Source organism: Chryseobacterium phosphatilyticum (assembly GCF_002899825.2).
Classification (GTDB): domain Bacteria; phylum Bacteroidota; class Bacteroidia; order Flavobacteriales; family Weeksellaceae; genus Chryseobacterium; species Chryseobacterium phosphatilyticum.
Genome location: NZ_PPED02000007.1, coordinates 86,680 through 102,795, shown reverse-complemented (window position 1 = coordinate 102,795; position 16,116 = coordinate 86,680). Strand labels below are relative to the sequence as shown.

Here is a 16,116-nt window from a genome sequence, read left to right as displayed (position 1 = left end):
GACAAAAGTCTTTCCAATATGCATAAGATAATTAGAATCAATAAAAATATAAAAGCTATCTTTGAGAGAGAGGATAGATATTTTATGAGATAAGAAAATGAGACCATCAATGGTCGTGAATATTATTAAAAGATAAAATATGCATAATTACATAAGCGCAGAAGAAGCGATTTATACGATAAAAAGCGGAAACCGGGTATTTTTCCATGGCAGTGCCTGCACTCCCAATTACCTGATTGATGAACTGGCAAGGCAAGCACACCGACTGGAAAATGTGGAAATGGTTTCTATTACTCAGCAGGGAAATGTAGAAATTGCAAAACCACAATACAAAGACAACTTTTTCATCAATTCCTTATTTGTATCAACACCTGTTCGTGATGCCGTCAATTCAGACAGAGGAGATTTTGTCCCCGTATTTCTAAGTGAAATTCCCATTTTATTCAGAAAGAATATACTTCCATTAGATGTTGCCCTCATAACGGTTTCTCCACCGGACAGACATGGCTTTTGTACATTGGGAACATCAGTTGACATCGCAAGAGCAGCCGTTGACACGGCTAAAATTATCGTGGCCGTTGTCAATCCAAGAATGCCAAGAACCCATGGAGACGGAATGATTCACATCAGCAGAATTAATAAACTGGTATGGCATGAAGAAGAACTCCCCACTGTTGATTACAGCTCAAAAGTAGGCCCGGAAGAAATGCTCGTCGGAAAAAATGTAGCTGAACTAATAGAGGACCGTTCCACCCTTCAGATGGGAATCGGAACTATTCCCGATGCTGTTTTACAATGCTTACGCAATCATAAAGATCTGGGTGTTCATACCGAAATGCTGAGTGACGGAGTGATTGACTTGATTCAGGAAGATGTTATCAATAATAAATATAAAGGCTATAACGATAACAAAACGATAACCAGTTTCTGTTTTGGGACCAGAAAATTGTATGATTACGTAGATGACAATACCGTTTTTGCCTTCAGAGATGTAAGTGAGGTCAACTTCCCGATTAATATCATGAAAAATAAAAAATTGGTAGCCATCAACTCTGCCATTGAAATTGACCTTACCGGCCAGGTTTGTGCAGACTCTATCGGAACGTTGCAATACAGTGGTATCGGAGGACAAATGGACTTTATGAGAGGGGCTGCATTAAGTGAAAATGGAAAACCGATTATAGCCATTACCTCAAGAACCAAAAAGGGTGTTTCAAGAATTGTTCCTTATCTTAAACAGGGAGCTGGGGTCGTTACTACCAGAGGACACATTCACTATGTTGTGACAGAATACGGTACCGCTTATCTATATGGCAAAAACCTACGTCAGAGAGCACAGGAACTGATCAGCATTGCACATCCTGATGACAGAGAGATGTTGGAGAGAGCAGCGTTTGAAAGGTTTAAACACTGATAATCAAACACTAAAGCTATCTTTCAATTCGTTCTGTTTAATTAAAAAAAACATATTTGTAATTCAAACAAATAATTCGTAAAAAAAACTTTAACATTTTGGCAGTATTTTTGATAAAACTCTTTATAAAACAAGGAAATTGAAGACTATATATAATTCGATACGAGAAGAAGTTGAAAAGCATTCTAAAGTAAGGAATTCTGTTTTGGGGAATGTGAGTGAATGGAAGAGAAGCCACTATATTATTCTTTCCGAGATTATCAAAGAAGAATTATCCGAAGCAGAAGAATTGAAAGGAGGAAAAAAATTTGAAATAGGAAATACCATTTCACATGTCACCTTACAACGCTTTTTTGAAAACGACTATCAGGACAAAACACACAGCGATTTAAGATTTTTAAAAACATTAGATAAAATTTGTATTTTTTTAGGATATAAAGATCTCAACGACTACATTCTTTCTGCAAAGCATAAAAAACAAGAGAATGATGATGTGGAAAGCAATTCATTTATGACACAAATGGTCTATGATTATTGTGCATCAGCCTTTGAGTTTTATAAATTATTCCCGGCTCACAACATTGACCTTTTAAAAGGGTTGGTATTTGATGATTCTCCTTTCCTGGAAAGAGCTTCACAATTCAGTAAAGAGCTGTGCGATAAAGATTTTCATTTGGTTACCAAAAACAACAGATCCAATTATGAGGTTTTTGATATTCATGTCGTTACTGATGAACCGGACAAAAAAATACTAGAATCCCAGGAATTCTGGAACCTTCTTTTCAAAGTAGGAGAAACCGGAGAAGAACATTTTGTGAATCAGCTGAGTACTCAGATCTACTTTATCCGAAAAATAAATAATACCTGGAAGATATGGGACAATTATAATCCCGATGCCGGAATGCTTAACAGAAAAATTGAAATTGTATAAAAAATAAGAAAGCCGCAGATAATCTCCGCGGCTTTCATGTTCGAAAACATTTTTTTCACTTGTCTTTTGTATCACAAATGTAGGTAGCCCATTTTTAAATTAAGAAACTTAAATATACTTAAGTGAACACTTCTTTAACTTTATGTTAAATATATCCAAGGAATCTCCATGAATATTTTCGCTATATGTAAGATTTTTGTAATTTGCATACCAATAAAATAAAAGTAAAAAGAAAATATGTCAACACTTACATTCGCCGAAAAGATTGCTCAAGCAGAGAATTTTTTACCGATCAACGGTACAGATTATATTGAGTTTTATGTAGGAAATGCAAAACAGGCTGCTCATTATTATAAAACCGCATTTGGTTTTCAGTCTGTAGCTTATGCCGGCCCTGAAACCGGAGTAAGAGACCGTGCATCTTATGTGCTTCAGCAGGGAAAAATCAGATTGGTGCTCACAACAGGACTTACATCTGAGTCTCCGATCAACGAACACGTAAAAAAACACGGGGATGGAGTAAAAATTTTGGCACTTTGGGTAGATGACGCATACAAAGCTTTTGAAGAAACTACCAAAAGAGGTGGAAAACCTTATTTAGAGCCAATCACTCTGACTGATGAGCATGGTGAAGTAAGAATGTCCGGAATTTATACGTACGGAGAAACTGTTCACATGTTCATTGAAAGAAAAAATTATACCGGAGCTTTCATGCCGGGTTATGAAAAATATGAAAGTGACTATAAGCCTGAAGAAGCAGGATTATTGTATGTTGACCATTGTGTAGGAAATGTAGACTGGAACAGAATGATTCCAACGGTAGAATGGTATGAAAAAGTAATGGGATTTGTAAACATCCTGTCTTTTGATGACAAGCAAATCAACACAGAATATTCTGCATTGATGTCAAAAGTAATGTCAAACGGAAACGGATACGCTAAGTTCCCTATCAACGAACCTGCAGAAGGTAAAAAGAAATCGCAGGTAGAAGAATACCTAGACTTCTATGAAGGGGAAGGTGTACAGCACATCGCGGTAGCAACAAAAGATATCATCCACACTGTAACCGAATTAAAAAAACGTGGTGTAGAGTTTCTTTCGGCTCCACCGGAAGCTTACTACGACATGGTACCTGAAAGAGTGGGTCATATTGACGAAGATCTTAAGAAACTTCAGGACTTAGGTATACTTATTGATCATGATGAGGAAGGCTATTTGCTACAGATCTTTACCAAGCCTGTAGAAGACCGCCCTACTCTATTCTTCGAAATCATTGAGAGACACGGTGCACAAAGTTTTGGGGCCGGAAATTTCAAAGCTTTATTCGAAGCATTAGAGAGAGAGCAAGAAAGAAGAGGTAATCTTTAATTTAACGTTTAAAAATAATAAGTTTTGTCAGGATGAAGAATCTTGACAAAACTTTTTTATAAAACACAGCATATGAAAAAAATTTTTATCGGAATGTTATTCTTTGGAACACTGGGTGTAAAAGCACAATATGGAACATTGAATGCCATTCTTGACAGACTTGAAGCAAGAAAAGGTATCAATCAGCATCTTGAGAATGTAAATATTGATAACAAAAAGTTTGTATTCATAAAAGATGAGGCAGATCATACGGAAAGAGACTTTATTATCATTAAAGGAAACACGGCTACCTATGTAGAGGTTTTTGATGATAAAGCAACCGGTGAAAGCAGCTCTAATGTCTTTACAGGTGACATTATCAGAAAAAAAAGTATTGTTTCCTTAAGAGCAGATATGCTTGAAGGTAAAAAAGTTCCTTTACCGGTCACCAAAACTTTATTGTTGACTCAGCAGGATAATATTCTGTACCTTATCGATGTCAATACCAAAGACAGATGGATTGATGAAGAATCCTATTCCAAACCCAAAAAGGCAAAATAACTATTCGGGAAAATTGAACTTCCCGGATAACTATTTTAATCTAACTTAAAATCTAAACTTATGAAATCATTTGTAGACTATTCCTCAAATTCGGATTTTTCTATACACAATATTCCTTTTGGAGTTGCGGTTTTTAACAAAGAGTACATCGGATGCTGTACAAGAATCGGAGATCAGGTTATTGATCTTGCCACCTTATATGATCTTGGCTATTTTGAAGATATTGAAGGCTTAAACGACAACGTTTTTGAAGCCTATACCATCAACGAATTTATTGAATTGGGTAAACCGGTAACCAATGCCGTTCGTACAAAAATACAGGCACTCTTACAGGAAGGTTCCGCTCTGTCAAAAGATCAGAAAACAATTGAAGAAGCATTCTATGATCTGGATAAAGTAAAAATGATGATGCCGGTTCACATCCCGAACTATACGGATTTCTACAGCAGCATCGAACACGCTACCAATGTGGGTAAAATGTTCCGTGATCCTGAAAATGCATTATTACCTAACTGGAAGCATTTACCTGTAGGCTACCATGGAAGGGCCTCCTCTATCGTTGTTTCCGGAACTGACATCAACCGTCCAAAAGGACAAATGAAACCTGCTGATGCAGAAAAACCTGTTTTTGGTCCATGCAAACAATTGGATTTTGAATTGGAAATGGCTTTTATCATCAATAAAAATACCGAAATGGGCGAAAGTATTTCTACAAAAGACGCTGAAGATGCTATCTTCGGAATGGTAGTTTTCAATGACTGGTCTGCAAGAGATATTCAATCATGGGAATATGTTCCGCTAGGACCATTCCTTGCCAAAAATTTCGGTTCATCTATTTCTCCTTGGGTAGTTACCCTTGAAGCACTGGAGCCATTCAAAACAGCTTCTCCGGTACAGGATCCTGAAGTTTTAGATTATTTAAAATTTGAAGGAGACAAAAATTACGATATCAACCTTGAAGTATATATCCAGCCTGAAAACGGTGATCAAAACCTGATCTCCGAAAGTAACTACAAGCACATGTACTGGAATATGACTCAACAATTGGCACACCATACGGTAAACGGATGTAACGTGGAAGTGGGCGATATGTATGCGAGCGGAACCATTTCAGGAAGTGATCCGAAGTCATTCGGCTCTATGCTTGAACTGACATGGAGAGGGCAAAATCCTATATCACTAAGCAACGGAGAAGAAAGAAAATTCATTGAAGATAACGATACCGTTACTATGAAGGCCTGGGCTGAAAAAGACGGAATAAGAGTTGGTTTCGGTGAAGTTTCAGGTAAAATTATTCCAACACTTTAATAATTTTTAAACACTTAAGTTTTTTAAGTTACATGATAATGGTAAAATTAAGATCACTTTAGTTTTTGAAAATCTATGATTTTCAAAAACTAAAGTGATCTTCTATATGCAGCATCAGAAATAAATAAAAATAACTTAAGTGTTAATAGAAAAATATGAAAACAGTAATCCCCTCCGAGATAACCTCCGTACAACTGCAAACCATTATGCAGACTGCCGTTTCACCACGCCCTATTGCATTGGCTTCTACAGTAGATAAAGACGGTAATCATAACTTATCTCCATTCAGTTTTTTTAATATGTTCAGTACCGTACCTCCGATTCTGATCTTTTCACCATCAAGAAGAGTACGTGATAATACCACAAAACATACTCTGGAAAATGTTATTGAGGTTCCGGAAGTGGTGATAGGAACTGTTAATTTTCCAATTGTACAACAGATTTCTTTAGCTTCTACAGAGTATGGAACAGGAGTGAATGAATTTATCAAATCCGGTCTTACCATGAAAGAGGCAGATTTGGTGAAGCCAAAACTGATTGAAGAATGCCCTGTTAACTTTGAATGTAAGGTTTTAGAAGTAAAATCTTTAGGCAACCAGGGAGGCGCAGGAAATCTGGTAATCTGTGAGGTTCAGAAAATTCATATCAGGGAAGAATATCTGAATGACGCCGGAAATCTCGATCAGCAAAAACTGGATATGGTAGCCCGTTTGGGTAGCAACTGGTATTCAAGAAGTAATGAAAACAGTCTTTTTGAAGTTCCTAAACCTTTGGTAACAAAAGGAATCGGTTTTGATCTTTTACCAGATGAGATCAAGTACAGTAAAGTATTTACCGGAAATGATCTGGGAATGCTGGCCAATATTGAGGTATTACCTTTAGGAATCTATTCTTCAGAAGAAAATACACATCTTAACGCTCAACAATTATTACTGGAAAGTAAAATTGAAGAAGCATGGAAGATTTTGGTTAAATAGTTTCAATGGATTTATGAAGAAATACATTTTCTTTTTCTTTCTCATCTGTCTCCAATCATGTTATTATCCGGTCAGGAAAGATTATGGGATTTACAGTAAATCACTGGTGTTTTCAAAAGATAAAAAATGGCTGATAAATGATATCAGAACAGGTGTAGATTCGCACCATAGAGACATGATGGGCAAAGAAACGCTGAAATTATTTCAGGATCTGAGCAATGGCAAAGCCACTGATTTAAAAACAGCAAGAGCAGAAAATATAATTCAAAGCAGCATTCCGTTTGAACCTGAACCTGAAGACCTCGAGGTCTTGAAAAATAATTCTGATTTTAATTTTCTGGTCAATATCTATACATTGAAAGTCCGAAACGGTTTAGACCATTCAATCGGAACGCAGTATGAATATAAGAAGAATGAAACTTTCGCAATGATGGACGTGTATGACATTACTACGATGAAAAAAATATATTCTCTGAAGGCATCTTCAGAAGTCTCTGTAGAAAAGGATCAAAAAGTTACCATTTTTGATCCCACTACTGAAATGATGACGATGAAAAACTTCAGAAGTCTTTTAAAGTCGGTAAAAAAGAATGCGGTAAAAACCGGCGATATTCAATAAAAAAGGAGTGAAATTTCACTCCTTTTTTATTTGCAATATTGTTCTGTTATTTGGCTTTCAGTGATTCTGAAATAGTAATCTTTCCTTTTTCTGCAAAATCAGTGACCTTTCCGTTTCTATCAATAGAAACATTCAGGTTATCATTTTTAGCATCATAATAAATAGAGGTAGCATATCCCGGACAATCGTGCTGCTTACATCCATGAAGTTTATAAATCGCGTTCTCAGATACGATAGGACTTTCTACATTGAAACTTTTTACCATTTCATCATAGTCTTTTCCTACCACTTTTTTCAATCGATCCGTAAAATTCTTATCTTCAAATAATTTTACATCATGGGGATACTTCCCGTCATTTTTTGTAATAACTTCAACTGTAGTGGTAGTGGCTGGAGCAGCCGTAGCAGATACTGAATCGGTTTTAGATGCATCCGCTGAATCTTTTGGTAATACTGTTGCTAATGTATCTGTACTTACAGAAGATTGCGTTTGGGATTCTTTTTTACAGGAAACAACAGCTGTACATAATGATAGCGCCAATGCGCCGGCAATAACCTTTTTCATAATTAATTTATATGGTGATTAAGTATTATAACGTATTTAAAATAGCTTTATTTTAGAAAAAAAATCTTATCTCATCTTCTTGTTGATAAAATCAATACACTTTTCCGTCACCGCATTCAGGTCTTTAGGTAATTCTTCTTCTGTCCATGGTTCTTTGGCTCCAAAGGTGTGATTAGCATTTTCAATAAGAAATAATTCAGAATTAGGATTAAGGATATGAAGATGTTCCGCTTGTTTTACTTCCACTGCTTCATCATCCGTTCCGTGAATGACTAACACGTGAGCCTTTGCCATTTCAGTGGCACGTTCTACATCAAACCGATGTTCGTTTTGTTCATAATTTTCATAAAACTGATAATAATGAGGCATCTCTTGTTTTGTTCTGCCATTAAGTACAAAATATACGCCACTATTCTTCCAGTTTTCAAAAGCATTTCCCGTAGGAAATCGCTCCAAAGTATCTACACTTGCCAATGTGATCAATCCGTTGATTCTTTCATCTTCAAAGGTTTTGATAATAGAAATTCCTCCGCCCCTGCTATGACCGATCAGGATAACCTTTTCAGGATCCACATGAGGATCTGTAATAAAATGATCAATCACAAAACCAAGATCAGACAATTCTTTAGAATAATTATTATTCCCAAATGCTTCCAGATCTCCAAAATTAAAAGGATCCTCTATCGTGGTACCATTATGAGAAAAATTAAATTTTACGAAGAAAAATCCTGCCTTAGCAAACTTTTTTGCCATTACATTCCACGCTCCCCAATCTTTATATCCTTTATAGCCATGAACGAAAATGATCAATGGTCGTTTTTCATTATTTTCAATATAAAAACTATCCGCGAGGAAGCTTCTTGTTTCCGGATTTTCAAGCTTGATATTTTTCTCAATCGTCAGATTCATACAACAAATACAATTTATTTTCATCGAAATTTATGAAAAAAACTATAAAAAATAAGCTTATTTTTGCTTCATGCAGAATTTAAGAACTGTAACCGTGATGCGTTACATTCTGCCCTTGAGAGAAGGAGGCTCACTTCCTGCTCTGGCAGAAGCTGATGATGATTTCAAATATGTGTTAAAGTTCCGTGGTGCAGGCCATGGAGTGAAAATGCTGATCTCTGAACTGTTAGGTGGAAAAATTACAGAAGCGTTGGGGTTAAAGATCCCTGAGCTCGTTTTTATAAATCTTGATGCAGACTTTGGAAGAACAGAAGCAGATGAAGAAATTCAGGATCTTCTTAAGCATTCCGAAGGCCTTAATCTTGGATTACACTATCTTTCCGGGTCTATTACTTATGATCCCGGAGTAAGTATTGATCCTCTTCTGGCTTCAAAGATCGTATGGCTGGATGCCTTTATTACCAACATTGACCGTACTTTTAAAAATACGAATATGCTGATGTGGCATAAAGAACTTTGGATCATCGATAATGGGGCATCGTTCTATTTTCACCACTCATGGCAGAATTTTGATACAGCTGCAAAAACACCATTCAAATATGTGAAAGACCACGTATTACTGCCCAAAGCTAAAATGCTGGATGAAGCTGATACATTTGCCCATGAAGTATTGAATGATACCCTTTTCAGGGAAATTGTCAATTCAATTCCTGAAGACTGGCTACACTGGAATGATGCGGATGAAACTCCTGATGAAATTCGCGAGATTTATTTTCAGTTTATGAAAACCAGATTAGAAAACTCTCAAATCTTTGTAAACGAAGCGAAAAATGCAAGAGGATAAAATATATGAATATGCGGTAATACGCCTGGTGCCTAAAGTTGAAAGAGAAGAATTTTTCAATATCGGATTGGTGATGTTTTCTAAAAAAGAAAAATTCATCAAAGTAGAGTTCTATTTGTGTCCGGATAAATTCAGACTGATGCACAGCAAACTGGATTACGATGATATCATTCAGAATCTTGAAAGTTTTCAAAAAATTGCTCAAGGAGATAAAGATGGCGGCCCAATTGCTCAACTTGATGTTCCTGAACGTTTCCGATGGCTGACAGCTGTAAGAAGTGCTGTTGTTCAGACTTCGAGACCTCATCCTGGAAAATCAACGGATCTGAACACTACTTTTGGTAAACTTTTTGAGGAGTTAGTAAAATAACATTCCCTCAAAAAAGTACAGTATGAAATCAATAAACAATATATCTATCTGCAGGTTTTTTACAAATCTGCTTTTTGTTTTATTTCTAACCTCATTCCAGTTCACTTTTTCTCAATCATTTTCCCAGTCCCCCGCAAAGGTTCAACATGTAAAAAGTACTCTTCTCCCGGAAATAGCTACAATTTCTGAAAATATAGTTTATAAAACCAGTAAAAGAGGAGATTCCCTTTCCCTGGACCTTTACACCCCAAAAAATTTCTCCGGTACACTTCCTGTTTTAATTTATGTTCATGGAGGTGGATGGATAGAAGGTAGTAAAGCGGTATATGCAGACAATTATCTGGAAACAACGATAGCAAAACTGATCGCAAAACAATATGCTGTTATCAGCATTAATTACACTCTTCTGAATGACAGCACTCATTTCCCTCTTCCACTGGAAGATACCAAAGATGCAGTACGATGGGTAAGAAAGAATGCTGAAAAATATAACTTTGATATCCATAATATCGGTCTGTTTGGAGCATCGGCAGGAGCACACCTGTCACTTCTTGCAGCCTACACACCAGATAATGCATTTATAGGAAGTCCTCTGCTTTCATCTTATTCTGCAAAAGTAAATTATGTAGTTGACCATTACGGACCTGCTGATCTGAACAAACTTTTCCTTACCAGGCTGGGAACGATTCCGGTTGCTATCGTAGGAATGATCTCCAAAAAAATTGTGAGTTTACAGCAGGGTTTAGTAAAAGGGCTTTCAGGATATGATTTAAAAAAGGATCAGGACCGGGCCATCGACTATTTAAAAACCATATCTCCTGTCACCTATACCAAAACCGGTGTTCCCACTCTAATCGTTCAGGGAAATAAGGATAAAATTGTTCCTTTGAGCCAATCTAAAAAATTGTACAGAAAGCTCAGAAAAGCAAAAATAGAATCTTCTTTAATTACCATTGATAACGGAGTGCACAGTTTTTCCACAACGGATAAAGCCACTCTTGACAAGATGACAGATCAGACAGTAGATTTCATTGTTTCACAGAAAAAATAAAAACTATACACAGCTTCACTACAAAATCTGTAAACTCCTATCGTTAGAAGAATAGATTAAAACAGAACAATAAATTTGCTAAATTGATATACATATTAATATTTTTTAAGTAAAAAATAATTACCTTGGCTAATAATTAAATTATTCCTAACAAAGAAGCCTATAATTTAAATTATTCACTTAAAAAACCAAATAATATGGATTTCCTGGATAATATCAATGCCCTTACCCTTATATTCACTTCTGTCCTTATTTTTGCGATCGCCTATAGATTTTATGGAATTTTCATCGCCAACAAAGTCTTAAGGCTTAATGACCAGCATATCACTCCTGCTGTTGAATTTGCAGATGGTAAAGATTATGTTGCAACAAATAAAAATGTACTTTTCGGACATCATTTTGCCGCCATTGCTGCTGCCGGACCTCTGGTAGGACCTGTTTTGGCAGCTCAGTTCGGATATCTTCCCGGTGCCCTCTGGATTTTAATAGGCTGTGTACTAGGCGGAGGAGTACATGATATGGTGGTTTTATTTGCTTCCGTTCGTCATAAAGGACAAAGTCTTGCTACCATTGCTTCAAAAGAAATTGGTAAAACAACCGGAACCGTAGCAGGTTTTGCCATTCTGTTTATATTAATCCTAACTCTGGCTGGCTTATCACTCGCTTGTATCAATGCAATGCATGAAGCATCATGGTCACTGTTTACAGTAGTTATTACAATGCCTATTGCGGTCATTATGGGGTTGATTATGAGATATAAAAAGAACAGTGTCCTTTTTGCCAGTATCCTGGGTGGAATCCTGTTAATTGCAGGAATTATCGGTGGACATAGTCTCATGCAGAATCCTACCATGAATAATTTATTTTCATGGGATATTAAAACCATTTCTATTGCTATCCCTTTGTATGGTTTCCTGGCTTCGGTGTTACCCGTATGGTTGCTTTTGGTTCCAAGAGATTATCTCTCAACTTACCTTAAAATCGGAACTATTATTATGCTTGCTATTGGTGTTATTGTCATCCACCCTACTGTACAAATGCCAGCTATCACAGCATTTGTAAATGGTGGAGGTCCTGTCATCGGTGGTCCCGTGCTTCCGTTTATTTTTATTGTGATTGCCTGTGGGGCCATCTCAGGATTCCATGCCGTAATTGCTACGGGAACGACTCCAAAAATGCTGAATAAAGAAAAAGAAATTCTTTTCGTGGGATATGGTGCTATGCTTGTAGAAGGCTTTGTTGCACTCATGGCTTTGATTGCCGCATGTACCTTGATGCCCGGAGATTATTTTGCCATCAATACACCAAAAGAAGCATATGACTCATTCCTTGCAACACATCCTTCATTACATGGAGTGGATATTGATTATTATTCACAAAAAATAGGGATTGATCTTTATGGAAGAACCGGTGGTGCGGTTTCTTTAGCAGTGGGAATGGCTCATATTTTCAATAAAATTCCTTATATGGATCAACTGACAGCGTACTGGTATAATTTTGCCATCATGTTTGAAGCAGTATTTATTCTTACAGCTATTGATGCAGGAACCCGGGTGGGACGTTTCTTTTTACAGGAAATGCTGGGCGCTGTGGTTCCGAAATTCAATGATAAAAACTGGGTTCCCGGAATTATTATCAGCAGTTTACTCTTTACTTTTGCCTGGGGCTATCTGGTGTATACCGGAAATGTGAGCAGTATCTGGCCATTGTTTGGGATCAGTAACCAGCTGCTGGCCGCCTGTGGGCTCATTGTCTGTACCACTATGCTTATCAGAATGAACAGAGGAAAGTATGCGTTATGTTCGGCTATCCCCGGTGTTTTTATGGCGATCATAACTTTCTGGGCAGGATATATTCAGGTCACCAGTATTTATATTCCGAAAGAGCAGTACTTACTGGCTGCTTTAGCAGTAACGGCAATGATACTGATGCTGATTGTTTTCATTGGGGCTTTCAGAAAATGGTACCAGCTGCTTAAGATCAACACAACAGAGATTGATTATTACGGAGAACCGGTCAAAGAGCTGGTGGAGAGATAATATGCTCTCCGTAAAATCTGTTAAAGGTTTTTGCCTCCTGTGATAATTTTTATACATTTGTTTTGCTTTAGGGGTATTCTGAAAAGAATTGAGAGAGTCCCTTTGAACCTGATACGGCTTACACCGACGTAGGGAAAAGCAAAATGACATGATTTCTTATGTCTTTTGTTTCGGATTTTTTCCTAAAGCTATTTTTATTTTTAATGATAACAATGGAAAAAACTCTCTGGCAACAAGTTCAGCTTGTACGACAAAAGTCTCCTCTTGTTCACAATATTACCAATTATGTAGTAATGAACAATACAGCCAATGCTCTGTTGGCTGCAGGAGCATCTCCAATTATGGCGCATGCTCATTCTGAAATCAAAGAAATGGTCAACATTGCCCATTCCTTGGTTATCAATATTGGCACCCTTGATGAATACTGGGCCGAATCTATGTTTATAGCTGCAGAAACAGCAAATACAATTCATAAACCATGGGTATTAGATCCGGTAGGTGCAGGTGCGACCTCTTTCCGCGATCAGATATTACATCAGCTGTTACAGTTTCATCCTACCGTGATCAGGGGTAATGCTTCTGAGATTATTGCACTTTCCAAAACCAATAAAACAATCACCAAAGGAGTAGACAGTACTGCAGAAAGTAATGACGCTGTTGACGCTGCACAAATGTTGGTTAATCAATATAACACCATTGTCTGCATCTCCGGCGAAACGGATATTATCCTAAGCAAAAATCAATCTTTTCATATTAGAAATGGTCATCCGCTCATGACTAAAGTAACAGGTCTCGGATGTTCTGCCAGTGCATTAACAGGAGCATTCATTGGTACTATAGAAGATAAAGTATCAGGAACTGCTGCAGCAATGTCATTACTGGGAATAGCAGGTGAACTGGCTGTTCGTGAAAGCAAAGGCCCGGGAAGTCTTCAAGTCAATTTGATTGACAAGCTGTACAATATCACCGAAGAAGAATTTACAAGTCATCTGAAAATCGAAAGGTCATGAATATAAATACCTTTCCTTATCCATTATATCTGGTAATTTCTGAAGCAGATTGTAAGGGAAAAGATTTTCTGAAAGTTGCTGAACAGGCAATCCTTGGTGGTGTGGATGTTATACAGCTTCGGGAGAAAAATGACAGCCCTGAACTCTTCCTTCAAAAAGCTCAGCAGCTTATTGAAATTACAAATAAATATGATATTCCTCTTATCATCAACGATAACATCAGCGTTGCTGAAAAAGTAAATTCAGCAGGCATTCATGTTGGAAACAATGATGCAACACCTCAGGATCTGAGAAGGAATCCTTTGCTCAAAGATAAAATCATCGGATATTCCATAGAACATCTGAATCAGCTTGAAAATGAGCAAACAGCAGTAGCTGACTATCTTGGAATAAGCCCGGTATTTAAGACAAAAACCAAAACAGATACCATTACAGAATGGGGACTGGAAGGCATCTCAAAAATCAGACAACTTACCCAGAAACCTTTGGTAGCCATAGGCAGTATTCACCTGGAAAACGCCAGAGCGGTCATCAATGCAGGAGCAGATAGTCTTGCAGTCGTTTCTGCAATATGCAGTGCGGCAGATCCTCAAAAAGCTGCTTATGAATTAAAAAATGAAATTGTAAAATGAAAAAATATAAATACCCGTCAGTATTAACCATTGCAGGTTTCGATGGAAGCGGTGGTGCAGGTATTCAGGCTGATATTAAAACAACTTCTGCTTTAGGCTGTTATTCCACTTCGGTATTAACCGCCTTACCTGTACAAAATACACAAGGAGTAAGGAAAATATATCCTATCCCTGTAGAAGCAGTGGCTGATCAGATCAAAGCAATTTTGGAGGATATTGTTCCGGATGCTATAAAAATAGGAATGGTTCATACCCCTCAGTTAGTAGAAACCATTGTTACCACATTAGCAGAATACAAAAAAATCCCTATTGTTTTTGATCCCGTAATGGTTGCAACCAGTGGACATCGTTTGATTGAAGAGGAAACCATTGTAGCCCTCACTGAAATGCTATTTCCTATTGCTGATGTGATTACCCCTAATATGGATGAGGCCGCCATTTTAGCAGATATGAACGTGGAAACCCTGGAAAATTTATATGCTGCCGGGATCAAAATCAAAAAACTGGGCTGTAAAACCATTCTTCTTAAAGGAGGTCATCAGGAAACCACAACAATTACTTCGCTATTCTATGATGAAAACGAGCATTTTCATTCTTTCCAAACCTTAAAATTTAACACGAGTAATACCCATGGTTCGGGCTGTACTCTCTCTTCTGCCATAGCAGCATATATCGCTCAGGGAAAAACCCTGTACGAAGCTGTTTCTCTGGGACAGCAATATGTTTATCATGCCATAGAAAACGGAATAGATGTACAAACAGGTCTTGGAAACGGACCCCTGAACCACTTTTTTAACCCTCAAAAACTTATCAAAAATGAAATGGTCTGAATCAACCTGGAATGACATACAAGAATGCTATCAGTCAATTCTGGATATGCCATTTATTAAAGAATTATCGGATGGAAGTCTTCCACAGGAAAAATTCCGTTTTTATATGGCGCAGGATTCTTTGTATCTGGAGCATTTTGGAAGGACCCTTTCTCTTATTGCAGCTAAGATCCCCGATCTTCAGGATGTACTTGCCTTCATGCGTTTTGCAGAAAACGCTATTGTTGTGGAAAATGCCCTTCATGAATCATATTTCAAAGACTTTGGGTTAATTGATAAAGGAATTTTAGAGCCTGCATGTCATCACTATATTCACTTTCTGAGAAGTACTGCAGCTCTGGAATCTGTGGAAATTGCCGTTGCAGCAGTCTTGCCCTGTTTCTGGATTTACAGGGAAGTAGGAAATTATATTTACGAGATTCAAAATACAGTTGACAATCCGTATGAGAAATGGATTGCCACCTATGCGGGAGAAGAATTTTCAGTCGCAGTAGATCAAGCCATTGCCATCTGTGATAAAATAGCAGAAAGCAGTACTGAAACAACCAGAAAAAAAATGACAGAGGCTTTTATCACGGCGTCCAGAATGGAATATCATTTTTGGGAAGCGGCCTATGAACTAAAAAAATGGAAGTAAGTAAGATGAAAGTTATTGAAGTAACCACCAATGCCTTGATATTATTTTATAGCTGATTCTACATCTGATCAC

Annotated in this window: 17 protein-coding genes and 1 riboswitch; of the genes, 15 read left to right on the top strand and 2 right to left on the bottom strand. The window is 37.2% G+C overall.

The window, feature by feature from the left end; translation table 11 throughout:
* The first annotated feature begins 139 nt into the window (after nt 1-139).
* From C1631_RS21820 to C1631_RS21790, 7 genes are all read left to right on the top strand, one after another.
* Nucleotides 140-1,414, top strand: coding sequence for an acetyl-CoA hydrolase/transferase family protein (locus C1631_RS21820; protein ID WP_103248074.1), 1,275 nt, complete (start codon nt 140-142; stop codon nt 1,412-1,414).
* 139 nt (nt 1,415-1,553) lie between these two features.
* Nucleotides 1,554-2,345, top strand: coding sequence for a hypothetical protein (locus C1631_RS21815; protein ID WP_109714202.1), 792 nt, complete (start codon nt 1,554-1,556; stop codon nt 2,343-2,345).
* 237 nt (nt 2,346-2,582) lie between these two features.
* The gene (hppD, locus tag C1631_RS21810; protein WP_109714200.1) at nt 2,583-3,713 is read left to right on the top strand and encodes a 4-hydroxyphenylpyruvate dioxygenase; all 1,131 of its coding nucleotides are present in this window, start codon (nt 2,583-2,585) and stop codon (nt 3,711-3,713) included.
* A gap of 72 nt (nt 3,714-3,785) precedes the next feature.
* A complete protein-coding gene (locus tag C1631_RS21805; protein ID WP_109714198.1) occupies nt 3,786-4,253 on the top strand; it encodes a hypothetical protein in 468 nt (155 codons plus the stop codon).
* Nucleotides 4,254-4,313: 60 nt separating this feature from the next.
* On the top strand, nt 4,314-5,561 hold the full coding sequence (fahA, locus tag C1631_RS21800) for a fumarylacetoacetase (protein ID WP_109714196.1): 1,248 nt from the start codon (nt 4,314-4,316) through the stop codon (nt 5,559-5,561).
* A gap of 155 nt (nt 5,562-5,716) precedes the next feature.
* A complete protein-coding gene (locus C1631_RS21795; RefSeq protein ID WP_103248444.1) occupies nt 5,717-6,538 on the top strand; it encodes a flavin reductase family protein in 822 nt (273 codons plus the stop codon).
* Between the two features lie 13 nt (nt 6,539-6,551).
* The gene (locus C1631_RS21790) at nt 6,552-7,157 is read left to right on the top strand and encodes a hypothetical protein (RefSeq protein WP_103248445.1); all 606 of its coding nucleotides are present in this window, start codon (nt 6,552-6,554) and stop codon (nt 7,155-7,157) included.
* 46 nt (nt 7,158-7,203) lie between these two features.
* Here the strand turns inward: C1631_RS21790 and C1631_RS21785 are convergent, their stop codons facing one another.
* Together C1631_RS21785 and C1631_RS21780 are read right to left on the bottom strand one after the other, a co-directional pair.
* Nucleotides 7,204-7,722, bottom strand: coding sequence for an Ivy family c-type lysozyme inhibitor (locus C1631_RS21785; RefSeq protein WP_103248446.1), 519 nt, complete (start codon nt 7,720-7,722; stop codon nt 7,204-7,206).
* A 66-nt stretch (nt 7,723-7,788) separates the two neighbouring features.
* Complete coding sequence (locus C1631_RS21780) at nt 7,789-8,631, bottom strand: alpha/beta hydrolase family protein (protein WP_103248447.1); 843 nt, start codon at nt 8,629-8,631, stop codon at nt 7,789-7,791.
* A 70-nt stretch (nt 8,632-8,701) separates the two neighbouring features.
* Here C1631_RS21780 and C1631_RS21775 point away from each other — a divergent pair, with 70 nt between their 5' ends.
* From C1631_RS21775 to tenA, 8 genes are all read left to right on the top strand, one after another.
* On the top strand, nt 8,702-9,475 hold the full coding sequence (locus tag C1631_RS21775; RefSeq protein ID WP_109714194.1) for a HipA family kinase: 774 nt from the start codon (nt 8,702-8,704) through the stop codon (nt 9,473-9,475).
* Entirely contained in the window at nt 9,462-9,845 is a 384-nt protein-coding gene (locus C1631_RS21770) for a DUF3037 domain-containing protein (protein ID WP_109714192.1), read from the top strand. Before C1631_RS21775 ends, C1631_RS21770 begins: the two co-directional genes overlap by 14 nt.
* Nucleotides 9,846-9,867: 22 nt before the next feature.
* Entirely contained in the window at nt 9,868-10,896 is a 1,029-nt protein-coding gene (locus C1631_RS21765; protein WP_103248864.1) for an alpha/beta hydrolase, read from the top strand.
* A gap of 197 nt (nt 10,897-11,093) precedes the next feature.
* The gene (locus C1631_RS21760) at nt 11,094-12,935 is read left to right on the top strand and encodes a carbon starvation CstA family protein (protein ID WP_185144693.1); all 1,842 of its coding nucleotides are present in this window, start codon (nt 11,094-11,096) and stop codon (nt 12,933-12,935) included.
* Nucleotides 12,936-12,994: 59 nt separating this feature from the next.
* Nucleotides 12,995-13,087, top strand: a riboswitch (TPP riboswitch).
* Nucleotides 13,088-13,147: 60 nt separating this feature from the next.
* Entirely contained in the window at nt 13,148-13,945 is a 798-nt protein-coding gene (thiM, locus tag C1631_RS21755) for a hydroxyethylthiazole kinase (protein WP_185144692.1), read from the top strand.
* Nucleotides 13,942-14,577, top strand: a complete 636-nt coding sequence (gene thiE / locus C1631_RS21750) for a thiamine phosphate synthase (protein WP_109714190.1) — start codon at nt 13,942-13,944, stop codon at nt 14,575-14,577. The genes thiM and thiE overlap by 4 nt, the downstream gene beginning before the upstream one ends.
* Nucleotides 14,574-15,407 (top strand): bifunctional hydroxymethylpyrimidine kinase/phosphomethylpyrimidine kinase, encoded by an 834-nt coding sequence (gene thiD, locus C1631_RS21745; RefSeq protein ID WP_109714188.1) that lies wholly within the window; start codon nt 14,574-14,576, stop codon nt 15,405-15,407. The genes thiE and thiD overlap by 4 nt, the downstream gene beginning before the upstream one ends.
* Nucleotides 15,394-16,044, top strand: coding sequence for a thiaminase II (tenA, locus tag C1631_RS21740; protein WP_103248045.1), 651 nt, complete (start codon nt 15,394-15,396; stop codon nt 16,042-16,044). The genes thiD and tenA overlap by 14 nt, the downstream gene beginning before the upstream one ends.
* Nucleotides 16,045-16,116 lie beyond the last annotated feature (72 nt).

What these genes read in the sequence shown, in the direction of transcription:
- C1631_RS21820 (WP_103248074.1), top strand. Translation starts at nt 140, where the DNA reads ATGCATAATTACATAAGCGCAGAAGAAGCGATTTATACGATAAAAAGC.
- hppD (WP_109714200.1), top strand. Translation starts at nt 2,583, where the DNA reads ATGTCAACACTTACATTCGCCGAAAAGATTGCTCAAGCAGAGAATTTT.
- C1631_RS21805 (WP_109714198.1), top strand. Translation starts at nt 3,786, where the DNA reads ATGAAAAAAATTTTTATCGGAATGTTATTCTTTGGAACACTGGGTGTA.
- fahA (WP_109714196.1), top strand. Translation starts at nt 4,314, where the DNA reads ATGAAATCATTTGTAGACTATTCCTCAAATTCGGATTTTTCTATACAC.
- C1631_RS21795 (WP_103248444.1), top strand. Translation starts at nt 5,717, where the DNA reads ATGAAAACAGTAATCCCCTCCGAGATAACCTCCGTACAACTGCAAACC.
- C1631_RS21790 (WP_103248445.1), top strand. Translation starts at nt 6,552, where the DNA reads ATGAAGAAATACATTTTCTTTTTCTTTCTCATCTGTCTCCAATCATGT.
- C1631_RS21785 (WP_103248446.1), bottom strand. Translation starts at nt 7,722, where the DNA reads ATGAAAAAGGTTATTGCCGGCGCATTGGCGCTATCATTATGTACAGCT.
- C1631_RS21780 (WP_103248447.1), bottom strand. Translation starts at nt 8,631, where the DNA reads ATGAATCTGACGATTGAGAAAAATATCAAGCTTGAAAATCCGGAAACA.
- C1631_RS21775 (WP_109714194.1), top strand. Translation starts at nt 8,702, where the DNA reads ATGCAGAATTTAAGAACTGTAACCGTGATGCGTTACATTCTGCCCTTG.
- C1631_RS21770 (WP_109714192.1), top strand. Translation starts at nt 9,462, where the DNA reads ATGCAAGAGGATAAAATATATGAATATGCGGTAATACGCCTGGTGCCT.
- C1631_RS21765 (WP_103248864.1), top strand. Translation starts at nt 9,868, where the DNA reads ATGAAATCAATAAACAATATATCTATCTGCAGGTTTTTTACAAATCTG.
- C1631_RS21760 (WP_185144693.1), top strand. Translation starts at nt 11,094, where the DNA reads ATGGATTTCCTGGATAATATCAATGCCCTTACCCTTATATTCACTTCT.
- thiM (WP_185144692.1), top strand. Translation starts at nt 13,148, where the DNA reads ATGGAAAAAACTCTCTGGCAACAAGTTCAGCTTGTACGACAAAAGTCT.
- thiE (WP_109714190.1), top strand. Translation starts at nt 13,942, where the DNA reads ATGAATATAAATACCTTTCCTTATCCATTATATCTGGTAATTTCTGAA.
- thiD (WP_109714188.1), top strand. Translation starts at nt 14,574, where the DNA reads ATGAAAAAATATAAATACCCGTCAGTATTAACCATTGCAGGTTTCGAT.
- tenA (WP_103248045.1), top strand. Translation starts at nt 15,394, where the DNA reads ATGAAATGGTCTGAATCAACCTGGAATGACATACAAGAATGCTATCAG.